Origin of the sequence: Streptomyces sp. NBC_01197, from assembly GCF_036010505.1 — a bacterium.
In the GTDB taxonomy this organism is placed as follows: domain Bacteria; phylum Actinomycetota; class Actinomycetes; order Streptomycetales; family Streptomycetaceae; genus Streptomyces.
On sequence record NZ_CP108569.1, the window covers coordinates 2,990,487 to 3,017,406 of the forward strand.

26 protein-coding genes and 4 tRNA genes are annotated in these 26,920 nt (G+C 68.4%); 9 read left to right on the top strand and 21 right to left on the bottom strand.

The genetic code is table 11. The features are described 5' to 3' along the window. From OG452_RS13515 to OG452_RS13555, 9 genes are all read right to left on the bottom strand, one after another. Nucleotides 1–3,900, bottom strand: coding sequence for a DNA-directed RNA polymerase subunit beta' (locus OG452_RS13515; RefSeq protein ID WP_164264067.1), 3,900 nt, complete (start codon nucleotides 3,898–3,900; stop codon nucleotides 1–3). 127 nt (nucleotides 3,901–4,027) lie between these two features. Beyond that, nucleotides 4,028–7,510, bottom strand: coding sequence for a DNA-directed RNA polymerase subunit beta (gene rpoB / locus OG452_RS13520; RefSeq protein ID WP_266854288.1), 3,483 nt, complete (start codon nucleotides 7,508–7,510; stop codon nucleotides 4,028–4,030). A gap of 552 nt (nucleotides 7,511–8,062) precedes the next feature. Beyond that, a complete protein-coding gene (rplL, locus tag OG452_RS13525; RefSeq protein WP_327295864.1) occupies nucleotides 8,063–8,449 on the bottom strand; it encodes a 50S ribosomal protein L7/L12 in 387 nt (128 codons plus the stop codon). Between the two features lie 81 nt (nucleotides 8,450–8,530). Next, entirely contained in the window at nucleotides 8,531–9,088 is a 558-nt protein-coding gene (gene rplJ, locus OG452_RS13530) for a 50S ribosomal protein L10 (protein WP_266854292.1), read from the bottom strand. Between the two features lie 540 nt (nucleotides 9,089–9,628). Next, complete coding sequence (gene rplA / locus OG452_RS13535) at nucleotides 9,629–10,351, bottom strand: 50S ribosomal protein L1 (RefSeq protein ID WP_327295865.1); 723 nt, start codon at nucleotides 10,349–10,351, stop codon at nucleotides 9,629–9,631. A gap of 79 nt (nucleotides 10,352–10,430) precedes the next feature. Beyond that, a complete protein-coding gene (rplK, locus tag OG452_RS13540; protein WP_164264062.1) occupies nucleotides 10,431–10,865 on the bottom strand; it encodes a 50S ribosomal protein L11 in 435 nt (144 codons plus the stop codon). Between the two features lie 209 nt (nucleotides 10,866–11,074). Continuing rightward, complete coding sequence (nusG, locus tag OG452_RS13545; protein WP_327295866.1) at nucleotides 11,075–11,980, bottom strand: transcription termination/antitermination protein NusG; 906 nt, start codon at nucleotides 11,978–11,980, stop codon at nucleotides 11,075–11,077. A 74-nt stretch (nucleotides 11,981–12,054) separates the two neighbouring features. Further along, nucleotides 12,055–12,339: a preprotein translocase subunit SecE gene (secE, locus tag OG452_RS13550; protein WP_266854299.1), complete on the bottom strand. Its 285-nt coding sequence runs from the start codon at nucleotides 12,337–12,339 to the stop codon at nucleotides 12,055–12,057. Between the two features lie 107 nt (nucleotides 12,340–12,446). After that, nucleotides 12,447–12,519: transfer RNA gene (locus OG452_RS13555), tRNA-Trp, on the bottom strand. A 281-nt stretch (nucleotides 12,520–12,800) separates the two neighbouring features. On the opposite strand from OG452_RS13555, the gene OG452_RS13560 reads away from it, so the two are divergent. Then, nucleotides 12,801–14,027 carry a pyridoxal phosphate-dependent aminotransferase gene (locus OG452_RS13560; protein ID WP_327295867.1) on the top strand — a complete coding sequence of 409 codons (1,227 nt, stop codon included), beginning with the start codon at nucleotides 12,801–12,803 and terminating at the stop codon, nucleotides 14,025–14,027. Nucleotides 14,028–14,187: 160 nt separating this feature from the next. After that, the gene (locus OG452_RS13565) at nucleotides 14,188–15,204 is read left to right on the top strand and encodes an adenosine deaminase (protein ID WP_327295868.1); all 1,017 of its coding nucleotides are present in this window, start codon (nucleotides 14,188–14,190) and stop codon (nucleotides 15,202–15,204) included. On the opposite strand, the gene OG452_RS13570 is transcribed toward OG452_RS13565, so the two are convergent. After that, on the bottom strand, nucleotides 15,194–15,817 hold the full coding sequence (locus tag OG452_RS13570; RefSeq protein WP_327295869.1) for a TetR/AcrR family transcriptional regulator: 624 nt from the start codon (nucleotides 15,815–15,817) through the stop codon (nucleotides 15,194–15,196). The genes OG452_RS13565 and OG452_RS13570 overlap by 11 nt on opposite strands. A gap of 104 nt (nucleotides 15,818–15,921) precedes the next feature. On the opposite strand from OG452_RS13570, the gene OG452_RS13575 reads away from it, so the two are divergent. After that, on the top strand, nucleotides 15,922–16,551 hold the full coding sequence (locus tag OG452_RS13575) for an NAD(P)-dependent oxidoreductase (RefSeq protein WP_327295870.1): 630 nt from the start codon (nucleotides 15,922–15,924) through the stop codon (nucleotides 16,549–16,551). Nucleotides 16,552–16,571: 20 nt separating this feature from the next. On the opposite strand, the gene OG452_RS13580 is transcribed toward OG452_RS13575, so the two are convergent. From OG452_RS13580 to OG452_RS13605, 6 genes are all read right to left on the bottom strand, one after another. After that, nucleotides 16,572–17,627: a UDP-N-acetylmuramate dehydrogenase gene (locus OG452_RS13580; protein ID WP_327295871.1), complete on the bottom strand. Its 1,056-nt coding sequence runs from the start codon at nucleotides 17,625–17,627 to the stop codon at nucleotides 16,572–16,574. A gap of 115 nt (nucleotides 17,628–17,742) precedes the next feature. After that, on the bottom strand, nucleotides 17,743–18,180 hold the full coding sequence (locus OG452_RS13585; RefSeq protein WP_327295872.1) for a MaoC family dehydratase: 438 nt from the start codon (nucleotides 18,178–18,180) through the stop codon (nucleotides 17,743–17,745). Between the two features lie 2 nt (nucleotides 18,181–18,182). Further along, complete coding sequence (locus OG452_RS13590) at nucleotides 18,183–18,635, bottom strand: MaoC family dehydratase N-terminal domain-containing protein (protein ID WP_327295873.1); 453 nt, start codon at nucleotides 18,633–18,635, stop codon at nucleotides 18,183–18,185. 151 nt (nucleotides 18,636–18,786) lie between these two features. Further along, nucleotides 18,787–18,951 carry a 50S ribosomal protein L33 gene (gene rpmG / locus OG452_RS13595; protein ID WP_006604855.1) on the bottom strand — a complete coding sequence of 55 codons (165 nt, stop codon included), beginning with the start codon at nucleotides 18,949–18,951 and terminating at the stop codon, nucleotides 18,787–18,789. 85 nt (nucleotides 18,952–19,036) lie between these two features. Continuing rightward, a tRNA-Met gene (locus OG452_RS13600) sits at nucleotides 19,037–19,109 on the bottom strand. A 44-nt stretch (nucleotides 19,110–19,153) separates the two neighbouring features. Further along, a tRNA-Thr gene (locus tag OG452_RS13605) sits at nucleotides 19,154–19,226 on the bottom strand. Between the two features lie 295 nt (nucleotides 19,227–19,521). Between OG452_RS13605 and OG452_RS13610 the strand changes: the two genes are divergently transcribed. The 3 genes from OG452_RS13610 to OG452_RS13620 all read left to right on the top strand — a co-directional run bounded on the left by OG452_RS13610 (nucleotide 19,522) and on the right by OG452_RS13620 (nucleotide 22,148). Continuing rightward, on the top strand, nucleotides 19,522–20,781 hold the full coding sequence (locus OG452_RS13610; RefSeq protein ID WP_327295874.1) for a hydrolase: 1,260 nt from the start codon (nucleotides 19,522–19,524) through the stop codon (nucleotides 20,779–20,781). Nucleotides 20,782–20,949: 168 nt separating this feature from the next. Further along, nucleotides 20,950–21,606: an SDR family oxidoreductase gene (locus OG452_RS13615; RefSeq protein ID WP_327295875.1), complete on the top strand. Its 657-nt coding sequence runs from the start codon at nucleotides 20,950–20,952 to the stop codon at nucleotides 21,604–21,606. After that, nucleotides 21,606–22,148: a GyrI-like domain-containing protein gene (locus tag OG452_RS13620; protein ID WP_327295876.1), complete on the top strand. Its 543-nt coding sequence runs from the start codon at nucleotides 21,606–21,608 to the stop codon at nucleotides 22,146–22,148. Before OG452_RS13615 ends, OG452_RS13620 begins: the two co-directional genes overlap by 1 nt. Nucleotides 22,149–22,255: 107 nt before the next feature. Here OG452_RS13620 and OG452_RS13625 read toward each other — a convergent pair. After that, nucleotides 22,256–22,337: transfer RNA gene (locus tag OG452_RS13625), tRNA-Tyr, on the bottom strand. 199 nt (nucleotides 22,338–22,536) lie between these two features. On the opposite strand from OG452_RS13625, the gene OG452_RS13630 reads away from it, so the two are divergent. The 3 genes from OG452_RS13630 to OG452_RS13640 all read left to right on the top strand — a co-directional run bounded on the left by OG452_RS13630 (nucleotide 22,537) and on the right by OG452_RS13640 (nucleotide 24,530). Then, nucleotides 22,537–23,025 carry a YajQ family cyclic di-GMP-binding protein gene (locus OG452_RS13630; RefSeq protein ID WP_266854321.1) on the top strand — a complete coding sequence of 163 codons (489 nt, stop codon included), beginning with the start codon at nucleotides 22,537–22,539 and terminating at the stop codon, nucleotides 23,023–23,025. A gap of 247 nt (nucleotides 23,026–23,272) precedes the next feature. Further along, nucleotides 23,273–23,800 carry a methylated-DNA--[protein]-cysteine S-methyltransferase gene (locus OG452_RS13635; RefSeq protein ID WP_327295877.1) on the top strand — a complete coding sequence of 176 codons (528 nt, stop codon included), beginning with the start codon at nucleotides 23,273–23,275 and terminating at the stop codon, nucleotides 23,798–23,800. A 43-nt stretch (nucleotides 23,801–23,843) separates the two neighbouring features. Then, entirely contained in the window at nucleotides 23,844–24,530 is a 687-nt protein-coding gene (locus OG452_RS13640) for an alpha-ketoglutarate-dependent dioxygenase AlkB family protein (protein WP_327295878.1), read from the top strand. 119 nt (nucleotides 24,531–24,649) lie between these two features. Here OG452_RS13640 and OG452_RS13645 read toward each other — a convergent pair whose 3' ends face one another. From OG452_RS13645 to OG452_RS13660, 4 genes are all read right to left on the bottom strand, one after another. Further along, nucleotides 24,650–24,922: a GlsB/YeaQ/YmgE family stress response membrane protein gene (locus tag OG452_RS13645; protein ID WP_327295879.1), complete on the bottom strand. Its 273-nt coding sequence runs from the start codon at nucleotides 24,920–24,922 to the stop codon at nucleotides 24,650–24,652. Nucleotides 24,923–25,055: 133 nt separating this feature from the next. Next, nucleotides 25,056–25,448 (bottom strand): YccF domain-containing protein, encoded by a 393-nt coding sequence (locus OG452_RS13650; RefSeq protein WP_327295880.1) that lies wholly within the window; start codon nucleotides 25,446–25,448, stop codon nucleotides 25,056–25,058. Beyond that, nucleotides 25,445–26,308, bottom strand: a complete 864-nt coding sequence (gene htpX / locus OG452_RS13655; RefSeq protein WP_327295881.1) for a zinc metalloprotease HtpX — start codon at nucleotides 26,306–26,308, stop codon at nucleotides 25,445–25,447. Before htpX ends, OG452_RS13650 begins: the two co-directional genes overlap by 4 nt. 153 nt (nucleotides 26,309–26,461) lie before the next feature. Continuing rightward, on the bottom strand, nucleotides 26,462–26,920 hold the full coding sequence (locus OG452_RS13660; RefSeq protein ID WP_266854331.1) for an MscL family protein: 459 nt from the start codon (nucleotides 26,918–26,920) through the stop codon (nucleotides 26,462–26,464).

Here is a 26,920-nt window from a genome sequence, read left to right on the forward strand (position 1 = left end):
TTACTGGTTGTACGGACCGTAGTCGTAGTCCTCCAGCGGGACGGCCTGGCCGGAGCCGGTGCCGAACGGCGAGTAGTCGATGTCGTCGTAGCCGACGGCCGAGTACATCGCGGCCTTGGCCTCCTCGGTGGGCTCCACCCGGATGTTGCGGTAGCGGGCGAGGCCCGTACCGGCCGGGATGAGCTTACCGATGATGACGTTCTCCTTGAGGCCGATCAGGGAGTCCGACTTGGCGTTGATCGCCGCGTCGGTCAGGACCCTGGTGGTCTCCTGGAAGGACGCCGCCGACAGCCACGACTCGGTGGCCAGCGAGGCCTTGGTGATACCCATCAGCTGCGGACGGCCGGAGGCCGGGTGGCCGCCTTCCGTGACCACACGACGGTTCTCGGTCTCGAACTTCGAGCGCTCGACGAGCTCGCCAGGCAGCAGTTCCGCGTCGCCGGACTCGATGATCGTCACCCGGCGCAGCATCTGCCGGATGATGATCTCGATGTGCTTGTCGTGGATCGACACGCCCTGCGAGTTGTAGACCTTCTGGACTTCGCCGACCAGGTGGACCTGGACCGCGCGCTGGCCGAGGATGCGCAGCACGTCGTGCGGGTTGGTGGCACCCACGGTGAGCTTCTGGCCCACCTCGACGCGGTCGCCCTCGCCCACGAGCAGACGGGCCCGCTTGGAGATCGGGAAGGGCGTCTCCTCGCTGCCGTCGTCCGGGGTTACGACGAGCTTCTTCGTCTTCTCGGTCTCCTCGATGCGGACGGTGCCCGCGGCCTCGGAGATCGGCGCGACACCCTTGGGTGTACGGGCCTCGAAGAGCTCGACGACACGCGGCAGACCCTGCGTGATGTCGTCACCGGCCACACCACCGGTGTGGAAGGTACGCATCGTCAGCTGGGTACCGGGCTCACCGATGGACTGGGCGGCGATGATGCCGACCGCCTCACCGATGTCGACCAGCTTGCCGGTGGCCAGCGAGCGTCCGTAGCAGAAGGCACAGGTGCCGACCGCGGACTCACAGGTCAGGACCGAGCGGGTCTTGACCTCCTCGACGCCGGCGCCCACCAGGGCGTCGATCAGGACGTCACCCAGGTCGACATTGGCCGGCGCGATGACCTTGCCGTCGATGACGACGTCCTCGGCGAGCATCCGGGCGTAGACCGAGGTCTCGACGTCCTCCGTCTTGCGGAGCACGCCGTCCTCGCCCTTGACCGCGATCTTGAGCTTCAGACCGCGCTCGGTACCGCAGTCCTCCTCGCGGATGATCACGTCCTGCGAGACGTCCACCAGACGACGGGTCAGGTAGCCCGAGTCGGCGGTACGCAGGGCGGTGTCCGCGAGGCCCTTACGGGCACCGTGGGTGGAGATGAAGTACTCCAGTACGGAGAGACCCTCACGGAACGACGCCTTGATGGGACGCGGGATCGTCTCGTTCTTCGCGTTCGACACCAGACCACGCATACCGGCGATCTGCCGCATCTGCATCATGTTTCCTCGGGCACCCGAGTCAACCATCATGAAGATGGGGTTCGTCTTGGGGAAGTTCGCGTTCATCGCCTCGGCAACCTCGTTGGTCGCCTTGGTCCAGATCGCGATGAGCTCCTGCGTGCGCTCGTCCTTGGTGATCAGACCGCGCTCGTACTGCTTCTGGACCTTCTCGTCCTGGGCCTCGTAGCCCTGGACGATGGCCTTCTTGGCCTCCGGGACGACGATGTCCGAAACGGCGACGGTGACGCCGGAACGGGTCGCCCAGTGGAAGCCCGCGGCCTTCAGGTTGTCGAGCGTCGCCGCCACGATGACCTTGGGGTAGCGCTCGGCCAGGTCGTTGACGATCTCGGAGAGCTGCTTCTTGCCCACCGAGTAGTCGACGAACGGGTAGTCCTCGGGCAGCAGCTCGTTGAAGAGCGCACGGCCCAGGGTCGTACGCAGCCGGAAGGTGTCACCCGGCTGGTACTCGGGCTCGCCCGGCTCGGCGACCGGCGGCACCCAGCCACGCGGCGGGATGGTGCCCACCGGGAAGCGGATGTCGACCTTCGCCTGCAGCGACAGCTCGCGGTTGTCGAAGGCCATGATCGCCTCGGCCGCGGAACCGAAGTTCCGGCCCTCGCCGATGACCTTGCGCTCTGCCTCGTCGGTCGTGAGGAAGAACAGTCCGAGCACCATGTCCTGGGTCGGCATGGTGACGGGACGGCCGTCGGCCGGCTTCAGGATGTTGTTCGAGGACAGCATCAGGATGCGGGCCTCGGCCTGCGCCTCTGCCGACAGCGGCAGGTGGACGGCCATCTGGTCACCGTCGAAGTCCGCGTTGAACGCGGTGCAGACGAGCGGGTGGATCTGGATGGCCTTGCCCTCGACCAGCTGCGGCTCGAAGGCCTGGATGCCCAGGCGGTGCAGGGTCGGCGCACGGTTCAGCAGCACCGGGTGCTCGGCGATGACCTCTTCGAGGACGTCGTACACCACGGTGCGGCCACGCTCGACCATGCGCTTGGCCGACTTGATGTTCTGCGCGTGGTTCAGGTCCACCAGGCGCTTCATCACGAACGGCTTGAAGAGCTCCAGCGCCATGGCCTTCGGCAGACCGCACTGGTGCAGCTTGAGCTGCGGGCCGACGACGATCACGGAACGCGCGGAGTAGTCCACACGCTTGCCGAGGAGGTTCTGGCGGAAACGGCCCTGCTTGCCCTTGAGCATGTCGCTCAGGGACTTCAGGGGACGGTTGCCGGGACCGGTGACCGGGCGACCGCGGCGGCCGTTGTCGAACAGCGCGTCGACGGCCTCCTGCAGCATCCGCTTCTCGTTGTTCACGATGATCTCGGGGGCACCGAGGTCAAGGAGACGCTTGAGGCGGTTGTTGCGGTTGATCACACGGCGGTACAGGTCGTTCAGGTCGGAGGTCGCGAAGCGGCCACCGTCCAGCTGCACCATCGGACGCAGGTCCGGCGGGATGACCGGTACGCAGTCGAGCACCATGCCCTTGGGCTTGTTGCTGGTCTGCAGGAACGCGGAGACGACCTTGAGGCGCTTGAGCGCACGGGTCTTCTTCTGGCCCTTGCCGGTACGGATGATCTCGCGGAGGCGCTCGGCCTCCTCGTCGAGGTCGAAGGACTCCAGGCGCTTCTGCAGGGCGGCAGCGCCCATGCAGCCGTCGAAGTACGTGCCGAAGCGGTCACGCAGCTCACGGTAGAGCAGCTCGTCGCCCTCCAGGTCCTGGACCTTGAGGCTCTTGAAGCGGCTCCACACCTCGTCGAGACGGTCGATCTCGCGCTGCGCACGGTCACGCAGCTGCTTCATCTCGCGCTCGGCGCCTTCGCGCACCTTGCGGCGCACGTCGGCCTTGGCGCCCTCGGCCTCCAGCTCGGCCAGGTCGGTCTCGAGCTTCTTGGCGCGGGCCTCCAGGTCGGAGTCGCGGCGGTTCTCGACCTGCTGGCGCTCGACGGAGACGTGTGCCTCCAGCGAGGGCAGGTCGCGCGTCCGGCGCTCCTCGTCCACAAAGGTGATCATGTACGCGGCGAAGTAGATGACCTTTTCGAGGTCCTTCGGCGCGAGGTCGAGCAGGTAGCCCAGACGGGACGGGACACCCTTGAAGTACCAGATGTGGGTGACGGGAGCGGCCAGCTCAATGTGGCCCATCCGCTCACGGCGCACCTTGGCGCGAGTGACCTCGACGCCGCAGCGCTCACAGATGATGCCCTTGAAGCGGACACGCTTGTACTTGCCGCAGTAGCACTCCCAGTCCCGGGTGGGGCCGAAGATCTTCTCGCAGAAGAGTCCGTCCTTCTCGGGCTTGAGCGTGCGGTAGTTGATGGTCTCCGGCTTCTTCACTTCGCCGTGGGACCAGGTCCGGATGTCGTCCGCGGTGGCGAGGCCAATCCGCAGCTCGTCGAAGAAGTTGACGTCGAGCACTTGTCGTCAATCCCTCTTTCGGGGGTTCGAGCCCCTCGCGTCAGCGAGAAAAATGGGCACTTCAGCAATGGTCTGAACGGGTCCGGGGAGAGCCGGCCGCCTCAGTGCGAGGCGGCCGGCCAACCCGTCAGACCTCTTCGACGCTGCTCGGCTCGCGCCGGGACAGGTCGATACCGAGCTCCTCCGCTGCACGGAAGACGTCCTCGTCCGTGTCGCGCATCTCGATGGACATGCCGTCCGAGGACAGCACCTCCACGTTGAGGCAGAGCGACTGCATCTCCTTGATGAGCACCTTGAAGGACTCGGGAATGCCGGGCTCGGGGATGTTCTCGCCCTTGACGATGGCCTCGTAGACCTTCACGCGGCCGGTCACGTCGTCGGACTTGATCGTCAGCAGCTCCTGGAGGGCGTACGCGGCGCCATAAGCCTCCAGCGCCCACACCTCCATCTCACCGAAGCGCTGTCCACCGAACTGAGCCTTACCACCCAGCGGCTGCTGGGTGATCATCGAGTACGGACCGGTCGAGCGCGCGTGCAGCTTGTCGTCGACCAGGTGGTGGAGCTTGAGGATGTACATGTACCCGACCGAGACCGGGTCCGGGAAAGGCTCGCCGGAGCGGCCGTCGAACATCCGGGCCTTGCCGGACGGGAGGACCATGCGGTCACCGTCGCGGTTCGGGATGGTGGACTCGAAGAGACCGGAGATCTCGTCCTCGCGCGCACCGTCGAAGACCGGGGTGGCGACGTTGGTGCCGGGGGCCACATCGTCGGCGCCGATGGACTTGAGGCGCTCCATCCACTCCTCGTTGCCCTCGACCTTCCAGCCCTGGCTGGCGAGCCAGCCGAGGTGGATCTCCAGGACCTGGCCCGGGTTCATCCGGGACGGGACACCCAGCGGGTTGAGGATGATGTCGACCGGCGTGCCGTCCTCCAGGAACGGCATGTCCTCGATCGGCAGGATCTTCGAGATGACGCCCTTGTTGCCGTGACGGCCGGCGAGCTTGTCACCGTCGGTGATCTTGCGCTTCTGCGCGACGTAGACGCGGACCAGCTGGTTCACGCCCGGCGGCAGCTCGTCGCCCTCTTCGCGGTCGAAGACGCGGACGCCGATGACCTTGCCGATCTCACCGTGCGGCACCTTCAGCGAGGTGTCGCGCACTTCGCGCGCCTTCTCACCGAAGATCGCACGGAGCAGGCGCTCCTCCGGGGTGAGCTCGGTCTCGCCCTTGGGCGTGACCTTGCCGACCAGGATGTCGCCGGCGACGACGTCGGCACCGATACGGATGATGCCGCGCTCGTCGAGGTCGGCGAGGACCTCTTCGGAGACGTTCGGGATGTCCCGGGTGATCTCCTCCGGGCCGAGCTTGGTGTCACGGGCGTCGACCTCGTGCTCCTCGATGTGGATCGAGGAGAGGACGTCGTCCTGCACGAGGCGCTGCGACAGGATGATCGCGTCCTCGTAGTTGTGACCCTCCCACGGCATGAAGGCGACAAGGAGGTTCTTGCCGAGCGCCATCTCGCCGTTCTCGGTCGCGGGACCGTCGGCCAGCACCTGGCTCTCGATCACCCGGTCGCCCTCGTTGACGACGACCTTCTGGTTGACCGATGTGCCCTGGTTCGAGCGGGAGAACTTGGCGATGCGGTACGTCGAGTACGTGCCGTCGTCGTTGGCGATGGTGATGTAGTCCGCGGATACCTCCTGGACCACACCGTCCTTCTCCGCCTTGAGGACGTCACCGGCGTCGACCGCGCAGCGGTACTCCATGCCGGTGCCGACCAGCGGCGCCTCGGACTGGATCAGCGGCACGGCCTGACGCATCATGTTCGCGCCCATGAGGGCACGGTTGGCGTCGTCGTGCTCGAGGAACGGGATCATGGCGGTCGCGACCGACACCATCTGGCGCGGCGAGACATCCATGTAGTCGACGTCGTCGCCGGGGATGTAGTCGACCTCGCCACCACGACGGCGGACCAGGACGCGCGGTTCGGTGAACCGCATGTCCTCGGAGAGCGTCGCGTTGGCCTGGGCGATGACGAAGCGGTCTTCCTCATCGGCCGTCAGGTAGTCGACGTCGTCGGTGACGACCCCTTCGACGACCTTGCGGTACGGCGTCTCGACGAAGCCGAACGCGTTGACCCGGCCGTAGGAGGCGAGCGAACCGATCAGACCGATGTTCGGGCCTTCGGGCGTCTCGATCGGGCACATGCGTCCGTAGTGGGACGGGTGCACGTCACGGACCTCGAAGCCGGCCCGCTCACGGGAGAGACCACCCGGGCCAAGAGCCGACAGGCGGCGCTTGTGGGTGAGACCCGACAGCGGGTTGTTCTGGTCCATGAACTGGGACAGCTGGCTGGTGCCGAAGAACTCCTTGATGGAGGCGACGACGGGCCGGATGTTGATCAGGGTCTGCGGCGTGATCGCCTCGACGTCCTGGGTCGTCATGCGCTCACGCACGACGCGCTCCATCCGGGCCAGGCCGGTACGGACCTGGTTCTGGATGAGCTCGCCGACATTGCGCAGACGGCGGTTGCCGAAGTGGTCGATGTCGTCGGTCTCGACGACGATCTGACGGCCGGACTCGCCCACCGTCTCGGTCTCGCCCGCGTGCAGCTTGACCAGGTACTTGATGGTGGCGATGACGTCGTCGCTGGTGAGGACACCGGCGTCGAGCGGCTCGTCGGCGCCGAGCTTCTTGTTCACCTTGTAGCGGCCGACCTTCGCGAGGTCGTAGCGCTTGGGGTTGAAGTAGAGGTTCTCGAGCAGCGTCTGAGCAGCCTCGCGGGTGGGCGGCTCGCCCGGTCGCAGCTTGCGGTAGATGTCGAGCAGTGCGTCGTCCTGGCCCTGGGTGTGGTCCTTCTCCAGGGTGGCGCGCATCGACTCGTACTCGCCGAACTCTTCAAGGATCTGCTCAGTGGTCCAGCCGAGAGCCTTGAGGAGGACGGTGACGGACTGCTTGCGCTTGCGGTCGATGCGGACACCGACCATGTCGCGCTTGTCGATCTCCATCTCCAGCCAGGCACCCCGGGACGGGATGATCTTGGCCGAGAAGATGTCCTTGTCGGACGTCTTGTCGATGGAGGAGTCGAAGTAGACACCGGGCGAACGGACCAGCTGCGACACCACGACACGCTCGGTGCCGTTGATGACGAACGTGCCCTTGTTGGTCATGAGCGGGAAGTCGCCCATGAAGACCGTCTGAGACTTGATCTCACCGGTCTCGTTGTTGGTGAACTCGGCCGTGACGAAGAGCGGCGCAGCGAACGTGAAGTCGCGGTCCTTGCACTCGTCGATCGAGTTCTTCGGGGGCTCGAAACGGTGGTCGCGGAACGTCAGCGACATCGACCCCGAGAAGTCCTCGATAGGCGAGATCTCTTCGAAGATCTCTTCCAGACCGGACTTGGTGGGAACGTCCTGTCCGCTCTCGAGAGCGGCCTCGACGCGACCCTTCCAAGCGGCATTCCCGAGCAGCCAGTCAAAGCTCTCGGTCTGCAGCGCAAGGAGGTTCGGAACCTCGAGGGGCTCCCTGATCTTTGCAAAGGAGATGCGCAGCGGGGCGGTGCTGGCGCCGTTGTTCGTATTGGAGGTCGAGGCGTTGCGCGAGGCGGCCAAGAGGGGGTCCTTCCGAGGGCTCGGACTCACTACGCGCGTACCGGTCCCAAGCGGGGCACAGAGAGAGACATCCCAGGTCAGGGAGGGCAGTCGTCAATGCTCAAGCGTGGGCATGCCCCTGGTGACGGGCAGGAGGCAGCTAACAGGCAGCGCAAAGGGTCAGTGTAGCCACTGGGCTCACTGATGTCCAGAGCGGGTTCTGGGAGACCCTCATTCTTCTTCTCAACACCTGCGTCAAAGCTTCCCTCTTCGTCGCCGATCCATGCCTCGGATACGGATCGATGTGACGACGCGTCCTGAGAATTGCGCGCTCCGTGCGGTTCGTCAAGGCCCCCCACCCCTCGGGGGTCGCCGTCAGCCGCACTGCCGGAGCGAGAGAAGCCACCTGGCCCGGCGCGCAACGAAGATCACCATACTCGTCACGGCGGGAAGAGCAAGGCAGGCAGGAGGGGCGTCAGGCACGCGGAAGGGCGACCACCCGGATGGGTGATCGCCCTTCGCTGTGCAGGTGTACGCCGAGGGCGTACGAGGGAGTCCGGGGACTCCCGGGTATTACTTGACCTCGACCGAGGCGCCGGCGCCCTTGAGGGACTCGGCGGCCTTCTCAGCGGCCTCCTTGGCGACCTTCTCGAGGACGGGCTTCGGGGCGCCGTCCACGAGGTCCTTGGCCTCCTTGAGACCCAGCGAGGTCAGCTCACGCACGACCTTGATGACCTGGATCTTCTTGTCGCCGGCACCGGTGAGGATGACGTCGAACTCGTCCTGCTCCTCAGCGGCCTCGGTGGCGCCGGCAGCGGCACCACCAGCGGCGGCTACGGCGACCGGGGCGGCAGCCTTGACGTCGAACTTCTCCTCGAAGGCCTTGACGAACTCGGAGAGCTCGATGAGGGTCAGGGTCTCGAACTGCTCGAGCAGCTCGTCCTGGGACAGCTTCGCCATGATGGCGTCCTTCCACTTTTCGGCAGGTGCCGGATGTATATGACGGCGGGCGTACGGGGCCCGCTGCGACGCGAAGCCGAATTACTCGGCGTCGGCCTCGGCGGGAGCCGGCGTACCGGCACCGCCCTGCTCGACCTTGGCGCGGAGGGCGTCCGCAGTGCGGACGAACTCCGACAGCGGGGCCTGGAAAGTCGCCGCGGCCTTGGCCATCGACGCCTTGATTCCACCGGCCACCTTGGCGAGCAGAACCTCGCGGGACTCGAGGTCCGCGAGCTTCTTGATCTCATCCGCGGACAGCGCCTTACCATCAAGGACACCGCCCTTGATGACGAGGTTGGGGTTCTCCTTGGCGAAGTCACGAAGACCCTTCGCCGACTCCACCGGGTCACCGGTGACGAAGGCAACCGCCGTCGGACCTGCGAACAGGTCGTCCAGCGTGTTGATCCCGGCCTCGTTGGCCGCGATCTTGGTCAGCGTGTTCTTCACCACGGCGTACTGGGCGTTCTCACCGAGCGAACGGCGCAGCTGCTTGAGCTGGGCCACGGTGAGACCCCGGTACTCGGTCAGCACAGCGGCGTTCGAGCTGCGGAACTTGTCCGCCAGCTCGGCTACCGCGGCAGCCTTGTCGGGCCTTGCCATAGAGCGTCGGCCTCCTTCCGGGTGATGAGGACCGCTCAGAAGGGGCTGGACAGACGAAACGCCCCGGCACAGGTGCACGGGGCGCGAGCTCGACCGGACGAATCCGGGAGCACTTCCACGATCACCTGCGCGAGTCGCCCGCTTCCAGCGGATCCTTCGGCCACCGCGCCCTCTTACGAGCACACGGCAACGACCAGCGGTCTTTGGCTTCGTCGGAAGACTACGCGAACGGGGGCACGCCGAGCAAATCCGTTCCCCGGCAGCTGATTGAGCGCCCGGCTCAGGGGTACAGGGCGGCGTCTTCACCAGCGGCGCCTGAGACCTCCATGAGCCGGGAGAGGTCCCGCGCCGTACCAGGGTGCCGCCGGGTGTACGTGATGCCCAGGGCGCCCCGTGACGCCGCCGATCCGGGCCACGGCGCCCTTGACCCGGGTGCGCTTCTCCACGGGCCCACGCAAAGAAACCGGGCCCGCACCTCCGGAGAGGTGCGGGCCCGGCTCACAGCACTCGTGTCCCGCGGCTGCCTGTCGATCCGGAGGATCAGACGGCGGCCGGGTCCTCCTCGACGAGGAGGTTGCGGGTGCGGTTGGAGTCCAGCGGGATGCCGGGGCCCATCGTGGTGGCCAGCGTGGCCTTCTTGATGTAGCGGCCCTTGGCGGCCGACGGCTTCAGACGGAGGACTTCCTCCAGCGCGGCGGCGTAGTTCTCGACCAGCTTCGTCTCGTCGAAGGAGACCTTGCCGATGATGAAGTGCAGGTTCGAGTGCTTGTCGACGCGGAACTCGATCTTGCCGCCCTTGATGTCCGTGACGGCCTTCGTCACGTCCGGGGTGACCGTTCCGGTCTTCGGGTTCGGCATGAGCCCACGCGGACCGAGCACGCGGCCGAGGCGGCCGACCTTGCCCATGAGGTCCGGGGTGGCGACGACGGCGTCGAAGTCCAGACGGCCCTTCGCCACCTCGTCGATGAGCTCGTCGGCGCCGACGATGTCGGCGCCCGCGGCCTCCGCGGCCGCAGCACGGTCACCGGTCGCGAAGACCAGGACCCGGGCGGTCTTGCCGGTGCCGTGCGGCAGGTTCACGGTGCCGCGGACCATCTGGTCGGCCTTGCGCGGGTCGACGCCCAGACGCATGGCGACCTCGACGGTGCCGTCGAACTTGGTCGCGGAGGTGTCCTTGGCGAGGCGGACGGCTTCGAGCGGGGCGTACAGCTTGTCCGCGTCGACCTTGGCGTCCGCAGCGCGGAGAGTCTTGCTGCGCTTCACTTCTGCTCCTAGATGGGGAGTGGGAGTCGTGGTGCGGGCCGGCGCTGGCCCTGCCACTGTGGTGCGGAGGGGGGCTTGATCAGCCCTCGACCGTGACGCCCATGGAACGGGCGGTGCCGGCGATGATCTTGGCCGCGGCCTCGATGTCGTTGGCGTTCAGGTCGGGCATCTTGGTCGTGGCGATCTCGCGGACCTGCTCGCCGGTGAGCTTGGCGACCTTGGTCTTGTGCGGCTCGCCGGAGCCCTTCTCCACGCCCGCGGCCTTGAGGATCAGCTTCGCGGCCGGCGGGGTCTTGGTGATGAAGGTGAAGGAGCGGTCCTCGTAGACCGTGATCTCCACCGGCACGACCATGCCACGCTGCGACTCGGTCGCGGCGTTGTAGGCCTTGCAGAACTCCATGATGTTGACGCCGTGCTGGCCCAGCGCGGGGCCGACCGGCGGAGCCGGGTTGGCCGCGCCGGCCTTGATCTGGAGCTTGATAAGCCCCGTGACCTTCTTCTTCTTGGGAGGCATTGCTCTCTCCGGGTCCTAGTGAGAGTGTTTCGCCGCCATCCGGTCATCCGGACGGAGGCATACCGCGCAACGATAACGGGTATAGCTGCGCGACCAAAAACCAAGCAGGTCAGACGGTCCCCCGCAGGCGGGAGGTACCCCCTGCGTGAGCCGGTCTGACCTGCTTGGAAGGCGTGTGTTCCAGAAGCCTCAGAAGCTCCGGGGAACTGCTAGTTCTTCTGGATCTGGTCGAAGCTGAGCTCGACCGGGGTCTCGCGGCCGAAGATCTCGACGAGGCCCTTGACCTTCTTCGAGTCGGCGTTGATCTCGTTGATCGTCGCCTGGAGCGTCGCGAACGGGCCGTCGGTGACGGTGACCGAGTCGCCGACCTCGAAGTCGAGCACTTGGACCTCGACCTTGCGGGCCGGAGCCGGCTTGCCCTCGGCCTCGGCGGCCTCGCGGGCGGCCTTCTCCTCGGCCTCCGGGGCGAGCATCTTGACGATCTCGTCCAGGGTCAGCGGGTACGGGTCGTAGGCGTTGCCGACGAAGCCGGTGACTCCGGGGGTGTTGCGGACGACGCCCCAGGACTCGTTGGTGAGGTCCATGCGGACCAGGACGTAACCGGGAAGCTTGTTCTGGCGGACGTTCTTGCGCTCGCCGTTCTTGATCTGGACGATCTCTTCCTCGGGCACTTCGGCCTGGTAGATGAACTCCTCGACGTTCAGCGAGACGGCGCGCTGCTCCAGGTTGGCCTTCACACGCTTCTCGTAACCGGCGTACGTGTGGATGACGTACCACTCGCCGGGCAGACCTCGGAGCTCCTGGCGCAGGGCCTCGACCGGGTCGACCGGGGGAACGTCGGCGGCCTCTTCGGCAGCCTCCTCGTCCTCGGCCTCTTCAGCGGCGTCCTCGACCTCGGCGGCGGCTTCGGCGTCCTCGGCGGACTCCGCCACGGCCACGGCCTCGTCCTCGGTGTGCACAGCGGACTCTTCGGCGGGCTGACCGGCGACGGCATCGGCAGCTTCGGCCTGGTCCGGCTCCACAGCGTCTGCCGCCTCGACGATGTCGAGCTCGTCCTCTGCGGACTCGAAGCTTTCGCCCGGCTCGACGGCCTCGTTCAGGTTCGGGTCAGACACGGTGGCTGCTTCTTCCTGGATACAAATCGGGTGGAACATGCGAAAAAGACGCCGCTCCCGGCGCCTTTCGCGGATCAGCCAAAGACGTACTTGGCGGCCTGGTTGAACCCATAGTCAATCACGGTCACGATGCCGATCATGATGACGACGAAAACGATCACTACGGAGGTGTAGGTCGAGAGCTGGCTACGAGTCGGCCAGACGACCTTGCGCAGTTCCGCGACGATCTGGCGGTAGAAGAGCGCGAGGCGGCCGAAGGGACCCTTCTTGCCGCGCTTCCCGCCCTTGCGTGCCTTCTTCGACTCCGGCGCTTCATCCTGCGCATCAGGCACGTCGATGGAGCCGACGGCGTCCGTCACGATCTCTCACCTGATTCCGGGTCGTGGCCGTGCCGCGCCCGGTGGAGCCGCACGGCGGTGCATAGATGTACGTACATGCGCACACAGCCTGGCGAAGGTGTGTGTAGCAGGGCCGGAGGGACTTGAACCCCCAACCGCTGGTTTTGGAGACCAGTGCTCTACCAATTGAGCTACGACCCTTTGTGGTTCCCCCAACCTACCGCATCCGACCGGGTGCACGGAGTGCGCTCGGCGGGACGGTTGGTGGAGGCCAACGACGAGTGAGTGTACGTGGTCGGGGGCCTGACGTCGAACAGCTTCGGCCGGGGCGGTCCACGGCCGGCCTGTGTCTTCCGGTTCCGGCCCGGTTCCCGCTCGGTGTACGGCCGTTGCCCGGCCGGGTGTCCGGACCGGTGTCCAGCGGTGTCCGCCCATCGAAACCTGTGTGCCGAGTCCGTTTGCGGTCTGGGACCATGGGCCCCATGAGCGCCGCAACTCCTCCGACCGAGCGCAGGGTGTCCGCCCGCATCGGTGCCATCTCCGAGTCCGCCACCCTGGCCGTCGACGCCAAGGCGAAGGCCCTGAAGGCCGCCGGGCGTCCGGTGATCGGCTTCGGTGCCGGTGAGCCCGACTTCCCCACGCCCGGCTACATCGTCGAGGCCGCGATCGAGGCCTGCCGCAACCCGAAGTACCACCGCTACACTCCGGCCGGCGGGCTCCCCGAGCTCAAGGCCGCCATCGCCGCGAAGACCCTGCGCGACTCCGGTTACGAGGTCGAGGCCTCCCAGGTGCTCGTCACCAACGGCGGCAAGCAGGCCATCTACCAGGCGTTCGCCGCGATCCTCGACCCGGGCGACGAGGTCATCGTCCCGGCTCCGTACTGGACCACGTACCCGGAGTCGATCCGCCTCGCGGGCGGTGTCCCGGTCGAGGTCGTCGCCGACGAGACCACCGGCTACCGGGTCTCCGTCGAGCAGCTGGAGGCCGCCCGTACGGAGCGGACCAAGGTCGTCCTCTTCGTCTCGCCCTCCAACCCGACGGGCGCCGTCTACAGCCCCGCCGACACCGAGGCCATCGGCCGCTGGGCCGTCGAGCACGGCCTGTGGATGATGACGGACGAGATCTACGAGCACTTGGTCTACGGCGACGCCGAGTTCACCTCGCTGCCCGCCGTCGTGCCCGAGCTGCGCGACAAGTGCATCGTGGTCAACGGCGTGGCCAAGACGTACGCCATGACCGGCTGGCGCGTGGGGTGGATCATCGGCCCGAAGGACGTCGTGAAGGCCGCGACCAACCTCCAGTCGCACGCCACCTCCAACGTCTCCAACGTCTCGCAGATGGCCGCGCTCGCCGCGGTGTCGGGGAACCTGGACGCGGTCGACGAGATGCGCACCGCCTTCGACCGGCGCCGCAGGACCATCGTGCGGATGCTCAACGAGATCGACGGCGTGCTCTGCCCGGAGCCGGAGGGCGCGTTCTACGCGTACCCGTCGGTCAAGGGGCTCATCGGCAAGGAGATCCGCGGCAAGCGCCCGCAGAGCTCGGTGGAGCTGGCCGCGCTGATCCTGGACGAGGTCGAGGTCGCCGTGGTGCCCGGTGAGGCGTTCGGCACCCCCGGTTACCTGCGTCTGTCGTACGCGCTCGGTGATGAGGACCTGGTCGAGGGCGTCTCCCGGGTCCAGAAGCTGCTGGCCGAGGCGACCGACTGACCGGACGGGCCGCACGCGCCCGTCCGACAGCTACGGCACGTACAGCACACAAGGAATGGGTCTCCGGTTCTCCACCGGAGGCCCGTTTCTTCGTTCGGTCGCCTCCTCGTTGGGGGAAAGCGGCTACCGGTGCGGCGGGTCCGTGCGGCAGGATCCTTGGATGGAGCGAGTACGTGACATCCGGCTGCTGCCCAAGGCCCATCTGCACCTGCATTTCACCGGGTCGATGCGGCCCACGACCCTGCTGGAACTGGCCGGCAGATACGGCGTGCACCTGCCTGAGGCACTGACCGGCGGTGAGCCCCCGAAGCTGCGGGCCACCGACGAGCGCGGCTGGTTCCGGTTCCAGCGGCTGTACGACATCGCGCGGTCCTGTCTGCGCACCCCGGAGGACATCCAGCGACTGGTGCGCGAGGCCGCCGAGGAGGATGTAGCGGACGGCTCGCAGTGGCTGGAGATCCAGGTCGACCCGACCTCGTACGCCCCGTTCCTCGGCGGGCTGATCCCGGCGCTCGAAGTCATCCTGGACGCGGTGGACGCCGCCTCGCGCGACACCGGGCTCGGCATACGCGTGGTGGTCGCGGCGAACCGGATGAAGCACCCGCTGGACGCACGGACCCTCGCGCGCCTCGCGGTGCGCTACGCGGACCGCGGTGTGATCGGTTTCGGGCTCTCCAACGACGAGCGCCGGGGCATGGCGCGGGACTTCGACCGCGCGTTCGCCATCGCCAGGGAGGGCGGTCTGCTGGCCGCGCCGCACGGCGGGGAGCTCAGCGGGCCCTCCTCGGTGCGGGACTGCCTGGACGATCTGCACGCCGCGCGGATCGGGCACGGGGTACGGGCCGCCGAGGACCCCCTGCTGCTGAAGCGGCTGGCCGAGCGCGGGGTGACCTGTGAGGTCTGCCCGGCGTCGAATGTGGCGCTCGGCGTCTACGAGAAGGCCGAGGACGTACCCCTGCGAAAACTGTTCGACGCCGGGGTGCCGACGGCGCTCGGCGCGGACGACCCGCTGCTGTTCGGGTCGCGGCTCGCGGCCCAGTACGAGCTGGCGCGCGCGCAGGGGTTCAGCGACCCCGAACTGGCCGAGCTGGCACGGCAGTCGGTGCGCGGCTCGGCGGCGCCGGCGGACGTCCGGCGGAAGCTGCTCGCCGGCGTCGACGACTGGCTCACCGACTGACCTCTCGTACGACCCCCCGCAGGAGCGTGCGGGCGAGCCCGGCGGCGAACACGTCGAGCGGCTGCGGGGGCCCGCCCTCCTCGGTCATGTCGTACGCGAAGGCGCGCTGGGCGCAGGCGCCGAGCAGCAGTGAGGCGGCGGCGTAGGTGTCGGCGCCGCTGTCGATCCGGCCCGCGTCCCGCTCGGCGCGCAGATAGCTGTCGACGCCGCGAATGGGCATGTGGGGGCCGGTGCCGAGTTCACGCATGGCCGCTTCGTGGCGCCGCTTGAGCTGGGGGTCGGCGTAGAGCGAGGCGGCGATCGGGAAGCTCTGCTCGTAGAAGAGGGCGGCCCTGCGGGCGATCTCGGTGAGGTTCTCCTCGACACTGTGCAGCTGCGGCTGGACGGCCAGTTCGTCAAGGAGCGGGGTCAGCCTGGGCAGCCGCTCCCTGAGAACGGTCACAAACAGCTCTTCCTTGCTCGCGAAGTGCTTGTAGAGCGCCGCTTCCGAACAGCCGGCCGTCCTGGCGATCTCCTTGGTGGTGGTCCGGGCCAGGCCGATGGTCAGCATGAGGCTGTGCGCGGCGTCGACGATCCGGCCGCGGGCGGGCTTCTGCTGCGCGGGTGGCTGCACGGGCGCTCCTACCAGGCTTGACGGAGAGGTGAGTGACTGCCCACTCTAGGGGTGAGTGAATACTTACCCACCTTGTATTCACCCCCATCTTGGGAGGGTGCGCGATGAGGCTCACAGTGTTCGGCGCGACCGGCGGTATCGGCGGAGAGATCGTCCAGCAGGCGCTGGCCGGGGGCCACCAGGTCACGGCGGTGGTACGCGATCCGGCTCGGCTCACGGCGGCCGGGGCGGGTCTCGATGTGGTCCGCTCGGACCTCCGCGACCCGGAGCCGCTGCGGGCGGCGGTGGCCGGGCGGGACGCGGTGCTCTCCGGTCTGGGGGCGCGCGGCCGCAAGGACGCGGGTATCACCCAGGTGCTGACCCGGCCGGTGCTCGCGGCCATGGAGGCGGAGGGCGTACGGCGGCTGCTGGTGGTGAGCGCGGCGCCGCTGGCACCGCCCGGGGACCAGTCGTTCGCCGACCGGGCCGCGCTCGGATTGATCGGCGTGATCCTGAAAGCGGTCTACGAGGACCTGCGGGTGATGGAGGCCGAGGTCGCGCGCAGTGCGACGGACTGGACGTCGGTCCGGCCGCCGAAGCTGACGGACAAGCCGCTGACCGGCAGGTACCGGACGGTCATCGGGGGCAGTCCGCGCGGCGGCCGGAGCATCTCGCGCGCCGATGTGGCGCACGCGATGCTGACCATGATCGACGACCCCGCGACGGTGAAGCAGGGGGTCGGGGTCGCGTACTGAGGGGGCGGCGCCTGCGCTCGTTACAGGCTGACGCCGACCGTCACCGGCTCGTTGACCAGCGTCACGCCGAACGCCTCGTGCACGCCCGCGACGACCTCGCGGGCGAGCGCGAGCAGGTCATCGGTGGTGGCCAGGCCCCGGTTGGTCAGGGCCAGCGTGTGCTTGGTGGAGATGCGGGCCGGTCCCGTTCCGTAACCCTTGGTGAAGCCCGCGCGGTCGATCAGCCAGGCCGCCGACGTCTTGGTCAGCCCCTCCCCCGCCGGGAATGCGGGAGGCGCGGTGTCCGCGCCCAGCCGCTCCCGTACCCGGGCCACAAAGGCGGCGAACTGTGCCTCGTCGAGGATCGGATTGGTGAAGAAGGAGCCGGCCGACCAGGTGTCGTGGTCCTCGGCGTCCAGCACCATGCCCTTGCCGGCGCGCAGCTTCAGTACGGTCTCGCGGACCGTCGAAGCGGGCACCCGGTCGCCCGCTTCGACACCGAGGACACGGGCCGTCTCCGGATACTTGACCGGGGCCGAGAGGCCGCCCGCGTCTTCGAGCTGGAAACGCACCCGCAGCACCACATAGCGGTCGGGTTCGGACTTGAAGCGACTGTGCCGGTACGAGAACCGGCACTCGGCGTTCGAGAGGGTGACCGTCTCCCCTGTGGTCCGGTCGTACGCGACGACCTCGGTGAGGGTCGATGAGACCTCCTGGCCGTACGCCCCCACGTTCTGGATCGGGGTGGCGCCGGCGGAGCCGGGGATCCCGGCGAGGCACTCGATGCCCGCGAGCCCGGCCTCGACGGTACGGGCCACCGCGTCGCTCCACACCTCGCCGGCCGCGAGTTCGAGCGCGGTGCCGGAGAGCGAGAACCCGCGTGTCGCGATCCGCAGGGCGGTGCCGGCGAACCCCTTGTCGCCGATGACCAGATTGGAGCCGCCGCCGATGACGAGCAGCGGGGTGCCGCTCGCGTCCGCCTCCCGGACGGCCGCGGTCACTTCGGCGTCGGTCTCCGCCGTGACCAGCCGGGCCGCGGGGCCGCCGAGGCGGAAGGTGGTCAGGGGGGCGAGTGGGGCTTCAAGGAGTTCCTGCACGGGCCAAGCGTACGAGAACGGCCCCGCCGGTCGGGCAGGGCCGTTCTCGTACGGAGGTCAGGGGTGCGGAAATGAGGTGCGGAGGTGAGGTGCGGAGGCGGACTACGGCGCCGCCTCAGGCGAGGCGGACCACCGCGCGGGACATGCCCAGCACCTTCTTGCCGTCACTCATCGCCGTGAGATCGACCCGCACCGTCTTGTCCTCGGGTTCTCCGACGACAGCTCCGACCTTGGCGCTGACCTCGATCAGCGCCCCGTCGGCGTCGTTCGGAACGACCACCGGCTTGGTGAACCGGACGCCGTACTCCACGACCGCACCCGGGTCCCCGACCCAGTCGGTCACCACCCGGATCGCCTCGGCCATGGTGAACATCCCGTGCGCGATGACGTCGGGCAGCCCGACCTCCAGCGCGAACTTCTCGTTCCAGTGGATCGGGTTGAAGTCGCCGGACGCACCCGCGTACTGCACCAGCGTCGCCCGCGACACCGGGAAGGACCGCGCCGGCAGCTCCGTGCCGACCTCGACGCTCCCGTAGGAGATCTTCGCTGTCACCGTCACGCCTCCCCGGCCGCGCGCGCGACCAGCTTCGTCCAGGCCGTCACGACGTGCTCGCCGGACTCGTCGTGGACCTCGCCGCGAATATCGATGATGTCGTTCCCGGCAAGGGACTTGACCGCCTCGATGGTCGAGGTGACCGTGAGCCGGTCCCCCGCGCGGACCGGGCGCCGGTAGGCGAACTTCTGATCGCCATGTACCACCCGCGTGTAGTCGAGACCCAGCTGCGGATCCTCAACGACGACGCCCGCGGCCTTGAAGGTGATCGAGAAGACGAACGTCGGCGGAGCGATGACGTCGGCATGCCCGAGCGCCTTCGCCACGTCCACATCGGTGTACGCGGGGTTCGCGTCACCCACCGCGTCGGCGAACTCGCGGATCTTCTCCCGGCCCACCTCGTACGGCGCGGAGGGCGGATAGGTCCGCCCCACGAAGGACTGGTCGAGCGCCATGGCTCACTACCTCCTGGTGGAGTGCCGGGAATCGGAAAGAATCACAATAACCGCGAGTAACCGCAGAAATGACGCGAGGCCGCCCCCGGTAAGGGGACGACCTCGTGTCTGTGCCTGTGGAGATCTGTTCTTGTGGAAAGAACAGCCTGGATCAGCGCGTTTCGCGGTGCGCGGTGTGCGAGTTGCAGCGCGGGCAGTGCTTCTTCATCTCAAGACGGTCCGGGTCGTTACGCCGGTTCTTCTTGGTGATGTAGTTCCGCTCCTTGCACTCCACGCAGGCCAGCGTGATCTTCGGGCGGACGTCGGTGGCAGCCACGTGAGTGCTCCTTGGACGGATGGACGGATGAACGCATAAAAGAGTAGCCGATCGAAGGACCGAGCCCACCATCGGCTACCGTGTGTAGCGGTGACCGGACTTGAACCGGTGACACAGCGATTATGAGCCGCTTGCTCTACCGACTGAGCTACACCGCTTTGCTACGGAATCCCTCACCCGAAGGTGAGGGCTCCCGCACCAGAGCCCCAATACGGAATCGAACCGTAGACCTTCTCCTTACCATGGAGACGCTCTACCGACTGAGCTATTGGGGCGAGCGATGAAGACATTACACGGTCCTTCGCCGTCTCCCAAATCCTTATGAAGGCCCCTCTCCGCCCCTATCCCCGGCCCTCTCCCCGCTCCCTTCTCCACCACGGCGTCCCGCCTTCCTCCCGGCTTCCACCAGCCCCTCCTGCCGCCGTTCGGCCCACGGGACCCATCGGCCACAGGAGTCACTCCCGGTACGACTAATCCGCCCCTCCTCGAAGCAGGACCGCCCTCCCCCATAGGCTCGCTTCACGCTGTGTGACCTCGCACGTCACGCCCGGCCCAGCACCCAGGAGCGCGATGCCCGACAGCCAGCCGCGGCCTCCCGAAGGAGCCACCGCAGACACCACCGCGCTCCTCCTCCGCGGGGCCCGCCTGGCCGACGGCCGCACCGTGGACGTCAGCATCAGCGACGGGCTCATCGAAGCCGTCGGCACGGCCGGCAGCCTCACCGCACCCGGCGCCCGCGCCTCCGCCCCGCGCGTCGAGCTCGACGGCTACCTGCTGCTCCCCGCACCCGCCGAACCCCACGCCCACAGCGACACCGCGCTGACCGCCGACGCCGGGCCCGGGCCGGGCCCCGACACCACCGGTTCCGTCCCCGACATCCAGCGCCGCGCCACCGAAGCCGCCCTCCTCCAGCTCGGGCACGGCGCCACCGCCCTGCGCTCGCACATCCGCATCGGCGACGTCCAGGGCCTCGGCGCCATGGAGGCCGTGCTCCAGGCCCGGCGGTCGCTGCGCGGACTCACCGACCTCACCACCGTCGCCGTGCCCCGCCTGCTCACCGGCGTCGCCGGCGCCGATGGCCTCGCCATGCTGCGCGACGCCGTGAAAATGGGCGCCACCGTCGTCGGCGGCTGCCCGGACCTCGACCCGGACCCGACCGGTTACACCCAGGCCGTCCTCGAAGTCGCCGCCGAACACGGCTGCGCAGTCGATCTGCACACCGAGGGTGACGACCCGGCCCGGCTCGCCCGGCTGGCCGCCATGTCCGGCGGGCTGCGCCCCGGCGTCGCCATCGGCCCCTGCGGCGGGCTCTCCCGGCTCCCGCACGACGCGGCGGTCCGCGCCGCCGGCCGGCTCGCCGCCGCGGGCGTCACCGTGATCTGCCAGCCCCAGGGCGGCTGCGGCGGGGTCGAGAGCCGCGGGACCGCGCCCGTACGGCTGCTCCGCACAGCCGGCGTACGCGTCGCCGCGGGCAGCGGCGCACTGCGCGACCTGGCCAACCCGGTCGGCCGCGGCGACCCCCTGGAGGCCGCGTACCTGCTCGCGTCCCAGAGCGGCCTGCGGCCCGACGACGCGTACGGCGCGGTCAGTTCGGCGCCGCGCGAGGCGATGGGGCTCCCCGAGGTACGGGTGGAGGCGGGCTTCCCCGCCGAGCTGCTCGCCGTACGCGGGGACCAGCTCTCCGCCGCGCTCTCCCTCGCGTACAGCAGGATCGTCATCCACCGCGGGCGGGTGGTCGCGCGGACCAACGCGGTCCGCGAGTACTGCGACTCGACCGCCCCCAGCGCTCTCGAACTGCCGCGTCAGGGACGGGCCGGCACCGGGCCCTGAGCGCCGGCCCCGAGGGCTGCCGAACCGTCTGTTGAACGCACAGCCGACCGGGCCCGTGCCCTGCGTTCACCGGACCGGCGCCCGGCCGGGAACCTCCGCGCGGGCCGTCCCGCCACCCGCGCGGGCATTCCTGAGCGCGCGACGCCGACGGAGCGTACCGTCGGAAACATGCGCATTGTCATCGCAGGTGGACACGGTCAGATCGCGCTGCGGCTGGAGCGGCTGCTCGCCGCGCGCGGCGACGAAGTCGCGGGCATCATCCGCTCCGCGGGGCAGGCCGACGACCTGAGATCCGCGGGCGCCGAACCGGTCGTACTCGACCTGGAGTCGGCCACCGTGGACCAGGTGGCCCAGGCCCTTTCCGGCGCCGACGCGGTGGTCTTCGCGGCGGGTGCGGGCCCCGGCAGCACCATCGAACGCAAGGACAGCGTCGACCGCGACGCGGCGGTCAAACTCGCCGACGCCGCCGAACAGGCCGGTGTACGCCGTTACCTGATGATCTCGGCCATGGGTGCCGACTCCACCCACCAGGGCGACGGAGTCTTCGACGCCTACCTCCGGGCCAAGGGCGCGGCGGACGACGCCGTGCGGGCCCGCCGCACCCTGGACTGGACGGTGCTGCGCCCCGGGATGCTGACCGACGACGCGGGCACCGGCCACGTACGTCTGGAGGCCGGGACGGGCCGGGGCCAGATCCCGCGCGACGACGTGGCGGCGGTGCTCGCCGAGCTGGTCGAGACCCCGGCGACCGCTGGTCTCACCCTGGAGCTGATCGGCGGATCGGTGCCGGTGTCGGTCGCCGTGAAGGACGTGGCGGGAAACTGATGCAGAACCCACCAGTGGCCGTCGAGCGGGCGGCGCAGCCGTACGCGGCGATCCGGGAGACCGTCACCATGGACACGTTCCCGGTGATCGCCGACCGGTTGGTGGAGGTGTTCGGCCGGCTCGCCGATCGCGGGATCGAGCCGGCCGGGGCGCCCTTCTTCCGGTACGACGTCATCGACGTGGAACGCGGCATGGAGGTCGAGGCGGGCGTACCGGTGGCTCAGCCGCTGGAGGCCGCGGGCTGGGACGTCAACGAGGCCGACGCCGACGCGGGTGAGGTCTTCACCGGCACGCTGCCGGCCGGCCGGTACCTGACGGTCACCCACATCGGCCACCCCGACGAGCTGTTGGGGGTCACCGCGGGCCTGCTGGAGTACGCGGCGGCGCGCGGCATGGAGTGGGACATGGCGAAGACCGACGTCGTCGAGGAGTGGGGCTGCCGGCTGGAGATCTACAAGACGGATCCACGGGAGGAGCCGGACATGTCCAAGTGGGAGACGGAACTGGCGTTCCGGCTCGCGGACCCGGGTTCGCAGAGGTAGCGGTAGCCGGAGCCGTAACTGCAAGGGCCGCCTGCCTGGAGCTGGAAAACCGGCCGGAAAAACCAGAAAGCCTCTGACCAGAAATGCTGGTCAGAGGCTGATTCCAGTGGCGGCGCCAGGGTTCGAACCTGGGTAGGCTGAGCCGGCAGATTTACAGTCTGCTCCCTTTGGCCACTCGGGCACACCGCCGGGGTTTGTCGCTGCGGAACCGCGTGCTGCGGGAGTCCGTGGCAACGACGTAAACGATACCTGATGACACGGGGTGCTTCGCCACCCGATTGATCAGGGACGGACAGGGTCGGCCGCGGCGCAGCCCTTAGGCTTGCGCGCGACAGGCCGGGACACCGTTCGTGCCCCTCAACACACCCGATACAAGGAGCCACAGGACATGGCCGACTCCAGTTTCGATATCGTCTCGAAGGTCGAGCGGCAAGAGGTCGACAACGCCCTCAACCAGGCCGCCAAGGAGATCTCACAGCGTTACGACTTCAAGAACGTCGGCGCCTCCATCGACTGGTCGGGCGAGAAGATCCTGATGCAGGCGAACACCGAGGAGCGGGTCACCGCGATCCTCGACGTCTTCCAGACCAAGCTGATCAAGCGCGGGATCTCGCTCAAGGCGCTGGACGCGGGCGAGCCGCAGCTGTCCGGCAAGGAGTACAAGATCTTCGCCTCCATCGAGGAGGGCATCTCGCAGGACAACGCCAAGAAGGTCGCGAAGGTCATCCGCGACGAGGGCCCCAAGGGCGTCAAGGCGCAGGTCCAGGGCGAGGAACTGCGGGTCAGCTCCAAGAGCAGGGATGACCTGCAGGCCGTGCAGGCGCTGGTGAAGGGCAAGGACTTCGACTTCGCGCTGCAGTTTGTGAACTACCGCTGATCAGCCGACCTGACCTGCGCGGACGCCGCTGGACAGACTTCACGGGGCACGACGGGGGCACATCGCCGAGGACCCGCCTCGGCGGCGGGCCGCGTTGTGCCCTCGTCGTCGGTCAAGGCTTGGGCCGCCGCGGGTGGCGTGACATATGACGTCCGAAATCCGCCGGTCCGGCTGGTCCGTGTGCCGCAGACTCGTAGGTGTCCCCGGTGGAACGGCCGCCGGGACGCTGCGAGGAAGGGAGCGACCGATGGCAGTCCGCACAGCGATCTGGACGACGGTCGGCAGCCCGCTCGGTGAGCTGCTGCTGGTGGGCGAGGAATCGGCGGAGGCGCGGGGCGGGGTGGCGCTGGTCTCGCTGTCGGTGCCGGGGCAGAAGGGCGGGGTGTCCGCCGAGGATGCCGCGGCCGGGGGGTGGCGGCGGGATCCGGCTGTGTTCACCTGGATCACCGACCAGCTGCGGGCCTATTTCGCCGGTGCCTCGACCCGGTTCGAGATCGACTACGCGGGGGGCGGAACCGACTTCCAGCGGCGGGTGTGGGCCGCGCTGGACGGTCTCCCGTACGGCGCCACGGTGTCGTACGGGGAGATCGCGGGGCGCATTGGGCTCTCGGGCACCGGAGTGCGCGCTGTGGGCACCGCGATCGGGCGCAACCCCTTGCTGGTCGTACGGCCGTGCCACCGGGTGATCGGGGCCGACGGGGCGCTGCGCGGGTACGCGGGCGGGCTGGAGCGCAAGCAGTGGCTGCTGGGACTCGAAGGGGTTCCCGCGTCGTGACGGAGTGGCGGGCCGGCCGGGGCTGCGGGGTGGGTGCGGCCGTATGACCGGGCTGTTCCCGCGGGAGCGGGTGGAGGTCGCGCGCGGTGCGGTGCATGTTCCGGAGTGGCTGTCGGTGGAACGCCAGCGGGTGCTGGTCGCCGCGTGCCGCGAGTGGGCGCGGGGGCCTGTGCCGCTGCGGTATACGCGGCTGCCGGGCGGGGGTGTGATGTCCGTACGGACGGTGTGCCTGGGGTGGCACTGGCAGCCGTACCGGTACGCGCGTACCGCCGACGATGTGAACGGAGCGCGGGTGGCGGAACTCCCGGAATGGCTGGCGGAGTTGGGGCGGTCCGCGGTGGCGGAGGCGTACGGGGACGACAGTGGCGCCGGTGGTGCCGGGGCCGTGTACGCGCCCGATGCGGCGCTTGTGAACTTCTACGACGGTGACGCGCGGATGGGCATGCACCAGGACAAGGAGGAGCGGTGCGCTGCTCCGGTGGTGTCACTGAGTCTGGGCGACACGTGCGTCTTCCGTTTCGGGAACCCGGAGGGGCGGGGGCGGCCCTGTACGGATGTGCGGTTGGCGTCCGGGGATCTGTTTGTCTTCGGAGGACCTTCGCGGTTCGCGTACCACGGTGTCCCGAAGGTCCTTCCGGAGACGGCTGATCCGGCGGTGGGGCTGCTGGGCGGGCGGCTGAACATCACACTGCGAGAGACGGGGCTCGGTGGCCCTGCCGACCGCGGGTGATCAGTGCCGACCGCTCGGATGATCAGTTCCGACCACCGGTGATCAGCGACGGCCACGGGCGATCAGTGGTGTCCCGGGCCGCCCGGGTATCCGGGTGCGCGGTCAGCGCAGGGTGCCGGTCAGCGGTGTGAGCGGGAGTTACCGAAGAGCAGCCGGTAGACGATCAGCAGGACAAGTGCGCCCACGATGGCGGAGATCCACGTCGCGCCGTCGTAGAAGTGCTTCGCCACCGGGTGGTTGAAGAAATGCGAGGCGCCCCATCCGCCGACGAAGGCCCCCACGATGCCTATGAGGGTGGTGCCGACGAGACCGCCCGGGTCACGGCCGGGGAGCAGGAACTTGGCGATGGCCCCTGCGAGCAGTCCGAGGATGATCCAACTGATGATTCCCATGAACAGAGCCTGCCTAACGTTCGGTGTCTTAAACAGGGACGTCGAGGCGGCACTGCTGGTTGCGTGGCTGGTCGCGGACGTGTCGTGACAGGAATCGGTGGTGTGGGCGTGGTGAGCCGCCGGCCGGTGCTGCTCAGCGGGCGGTGAAGGGCTGGTCCGTGGGGACGATCTCCTTGCCCAGCGGCATCAGGGAGACGGGGATCAGCTTGAAGTTCGCGATGCCCAGGGGGATGCCGATGATGGTGATGCACAGGGCGATGCCGGTGAAGATGTGGCCGAGTGCGAGCCACCAGCCCGCGAGGACCAGCCACAGAACGTTGCCCACGCAGGACGGGGCTCCGGCGTCAGTGCGGTCAACCGCAATGTAGCCGAAGGGCCAGAGCGCGTAGACACCGATGCGGAACGCGGCGATCCCGAACGGGATGCCGATGATGGTGATGCAGAGCAGCGCGCCCGCGAGGAAGTAGCTGAGGAACATCCAGAAGCCGCACAGGACGAGCCAGATGATGTTGAGGATGGTCTTCATGTCCGGGGACCTGCCATCTGTTCGAGTCGGGAGATGCGCTCCGCCATGGGCGGGTGTGTGGAGAACACCTTGGACAGTCCCTGACCGGGGCGGAAAGGGTTCGCGATCATCATGTGACTCGCGGTCTCGATCCGGGGCTCGGGGGGCAGCGGCAACTGTTTCGTACCGGCGTCGAGCTTGCGCAGCGCGCCTGCGAGAGCGAGCGGGTCGCCGGTGAGCTGGGCACCCGACGCGTCGGCCTCGTACTCGCGTGAGCGGCTGACGGCCAGTTGGATGAGGGATGCGGCCAGCGGGCCCAGGATCATGATCAGCAGCATACCGATCAGGCCCGGGCCCTCGTCGTCGTCGGAGCGGCCGACGGGGATGAGCCAGGCGAAGTTGACCAGGAACATGACGACGGAGGCCAGGGCGCCGGCGACGGACGAGATCAGGATGTCGCGGTTGTAGACGTGGCTGAGCTCGTGGCCCAGGACTCCGCGCAGTTCGCGTTCGTCGAGGATCTGCAGGATGCCCTCGGTGCAGCAGACGGCGGCGTTGCGCGGGTTGCGCCCGGTGGCGAAGGCGTTGGGTGCCTGGGTCGGCGAGATGTAGAGCCGGGGCATGGGCTGGCGGGCCGCGGTGGAGAGCTCGCGGACTATGCGGTAGAGCGCCGGGGCCTCGAATTCGCTGACGGGCCGGGCCCGCATGGCGCGCAGGGCCAGCTTGTCGCTGTTCCAGTAGGCGTACGCGTTGGTGCCGAGCGCGACGACGAGCGCGACGATCAGGCCCGTACGGCCGAAGAAGCTGCCGATGACGATGAGGAGGGCGGACAGCCCCCCGAGGAGGACAGCGGTCCTCAGCCCGTTGTGCCGGCGGTGCACGGTACGCCCTCCAAGTCGTGCGGCGGGGAACCTTCGCTCAGTGGCCCAGTTCACTGTCCACTGTCCAGTGGACCCTCCCTCACTGGTCAACGCCAGGCGAGGGACGCTAGTTCCCTTGTGCGCGCGGCCCGTGGTGTGCGCCGTACGGGTGGGTCAGCCCTGGGCGGGGACCTTCACCAGCGCCAGGGCCTCGGGCACGGGCTCGACCTGGCTGGTGCAGTGGGCGCAGCGGGAGGCGACGGCCGGGATCTCGGTGTAGCAGTACGGGCAGTCACGGAGGGCCGCCTTGATGTCCACGGGCTTGTCGGCGGTGAAGCGGGACTGGATCTTGGCCAGCGGGACGACGACGCAGAAGTAGAGGACTGCGGCGGTCACGAGGAAGGCGACTCCGGCGTTGATGAGGAGGCCGTAGCGGAAGTGGGCGCCGTCGACGGTGAACTCGGCCTTGCTGAAGTCGCCCATGGCGGAGCTGGTGGCGAGGCCGATGAGGGGGGTGATGAAGGCGGTGCTGAGTGCGGTGACGACTGCCGTGAAGGCGGATCCGACGGCGAGACCGATGGCCAGGGAGATGACGTTCCCGCGGAGGATGAAGTCTTTGAACCCGCTCAGCAC

What these genes read in the sequence shown, in the direction of transcription:
- rplL (WP_327295864.1), bottom strand. Translation starts at nt 8,449, where the DNA reads ATGGCGAAGCTGTCCCAGGACGAGCTGCTCGAGCAGTTCGAGACCCTG.
- rplJ (WP_266854292.1), bottom strand. Translation starts at nt 9,088, where the DNA reads ATGGCAAGGCCCGACAAGGCTGCCGCGGTAGCCGAGCTGGCGGACAAG.
- rplK (WP_164264062.1), bottom strand. Translation starts at nt 10,865, where the DNA reads ATGCCTCCCAAGAAGAAGAAGGTCACGGGGCTTATCAAGCTCCAGATC.
- OG452_RS13560 (WP_327295867.1), top strand. Translation starts at nt 12,801, where the DNA reads ATGAGCGCCGCAACTCCTCCGACCGAGCGCAGGGTGTCCGCCCGCATC.
- OG452_RS13565 (WP_327295868.1), top strand. Translation starts at nt 14,188, where the DNA reads ATGGAGCGAGTACGTGACATCCGGCTGCTGCCCAAGGCCCATCTGCAC.
- OG452_RS13575 (WP_327295870.1), top strand. Translation starts at nt 15,922, where the DNA reads ATGAGGCTCACAGTGTTCGGCGCGACCGGCGGTATCGGCGGAGAGATC.
- OG452_RS13590 (WP_327295873.1), bottom strand. Translation starts at nt 18,635, where the DNA reads ATGGCGCTCGACCAGTCCTTCGTGGGGCGGACCTATCCGCCCTCCGCG.
- OG452_RS13610 (WP_327295874.1), top strand. Translation starts at nt 19,522, where the DNA reads ATGCCCGACAGCCAGCCGCGGCCTCCCGAAGGAGCCACCGCAGACACC.
- OG452_RS13615 (WP_327295875.1), top strand. Translation starts at nt 20,950, where the DNA reads ATGCGCATTGTCATCGCAGGTGGACACGGTCAGATCGCGCTGCGGCTG.
- OG452_RS13620 (WP_327295876.1), top strand. Translation starts at nt 21,606, where the DNA reads ATGCAGAACCCACCAGTGGCCGTCGAGCGGGCGGCGCAGCCGTACGCG.
- OG452_RS13630 (WP_266854321.1), top strand. Translation starts at nt 22,537, where the DNA reads ATGGCCGACTCCAGTTTCGATATCGTCTCGAAGGTCGAGCGGCAAGAG.
- OG452_RS13635 (WP_327295877.1), top strand. Translation starts at nt 23,273, where the DNA reads ATGGCAGTCCGCACAGCGATCTGGACGACGGTCGGCAGCCCGCTCGGT.
- OG452_RS13640 (WP_327295878.1), top strand. Translation starts at nt 23,844, where the DNA reads ATGACCGGGCTGTTCCCGCGGGAGCGGGTGGAGGTCGCGCGCGGTGCG.
- OG452_RS13645 (WP_327295879.1), bottom strand. Translation starts at nt 24,922, where the DNA reads ATGGGAATCATCAGTTGGATCATCCTCGGACTGCTCGCAGGGGCCATC.
- OG452_RS13650 (WP_327295880.1), bottom strand. Translation starts at nt 25,448, where the DNA reads ATGAAGACCATCCTCAACATCATCTGGCTCGTCCTGTGCGGCTTCTGG.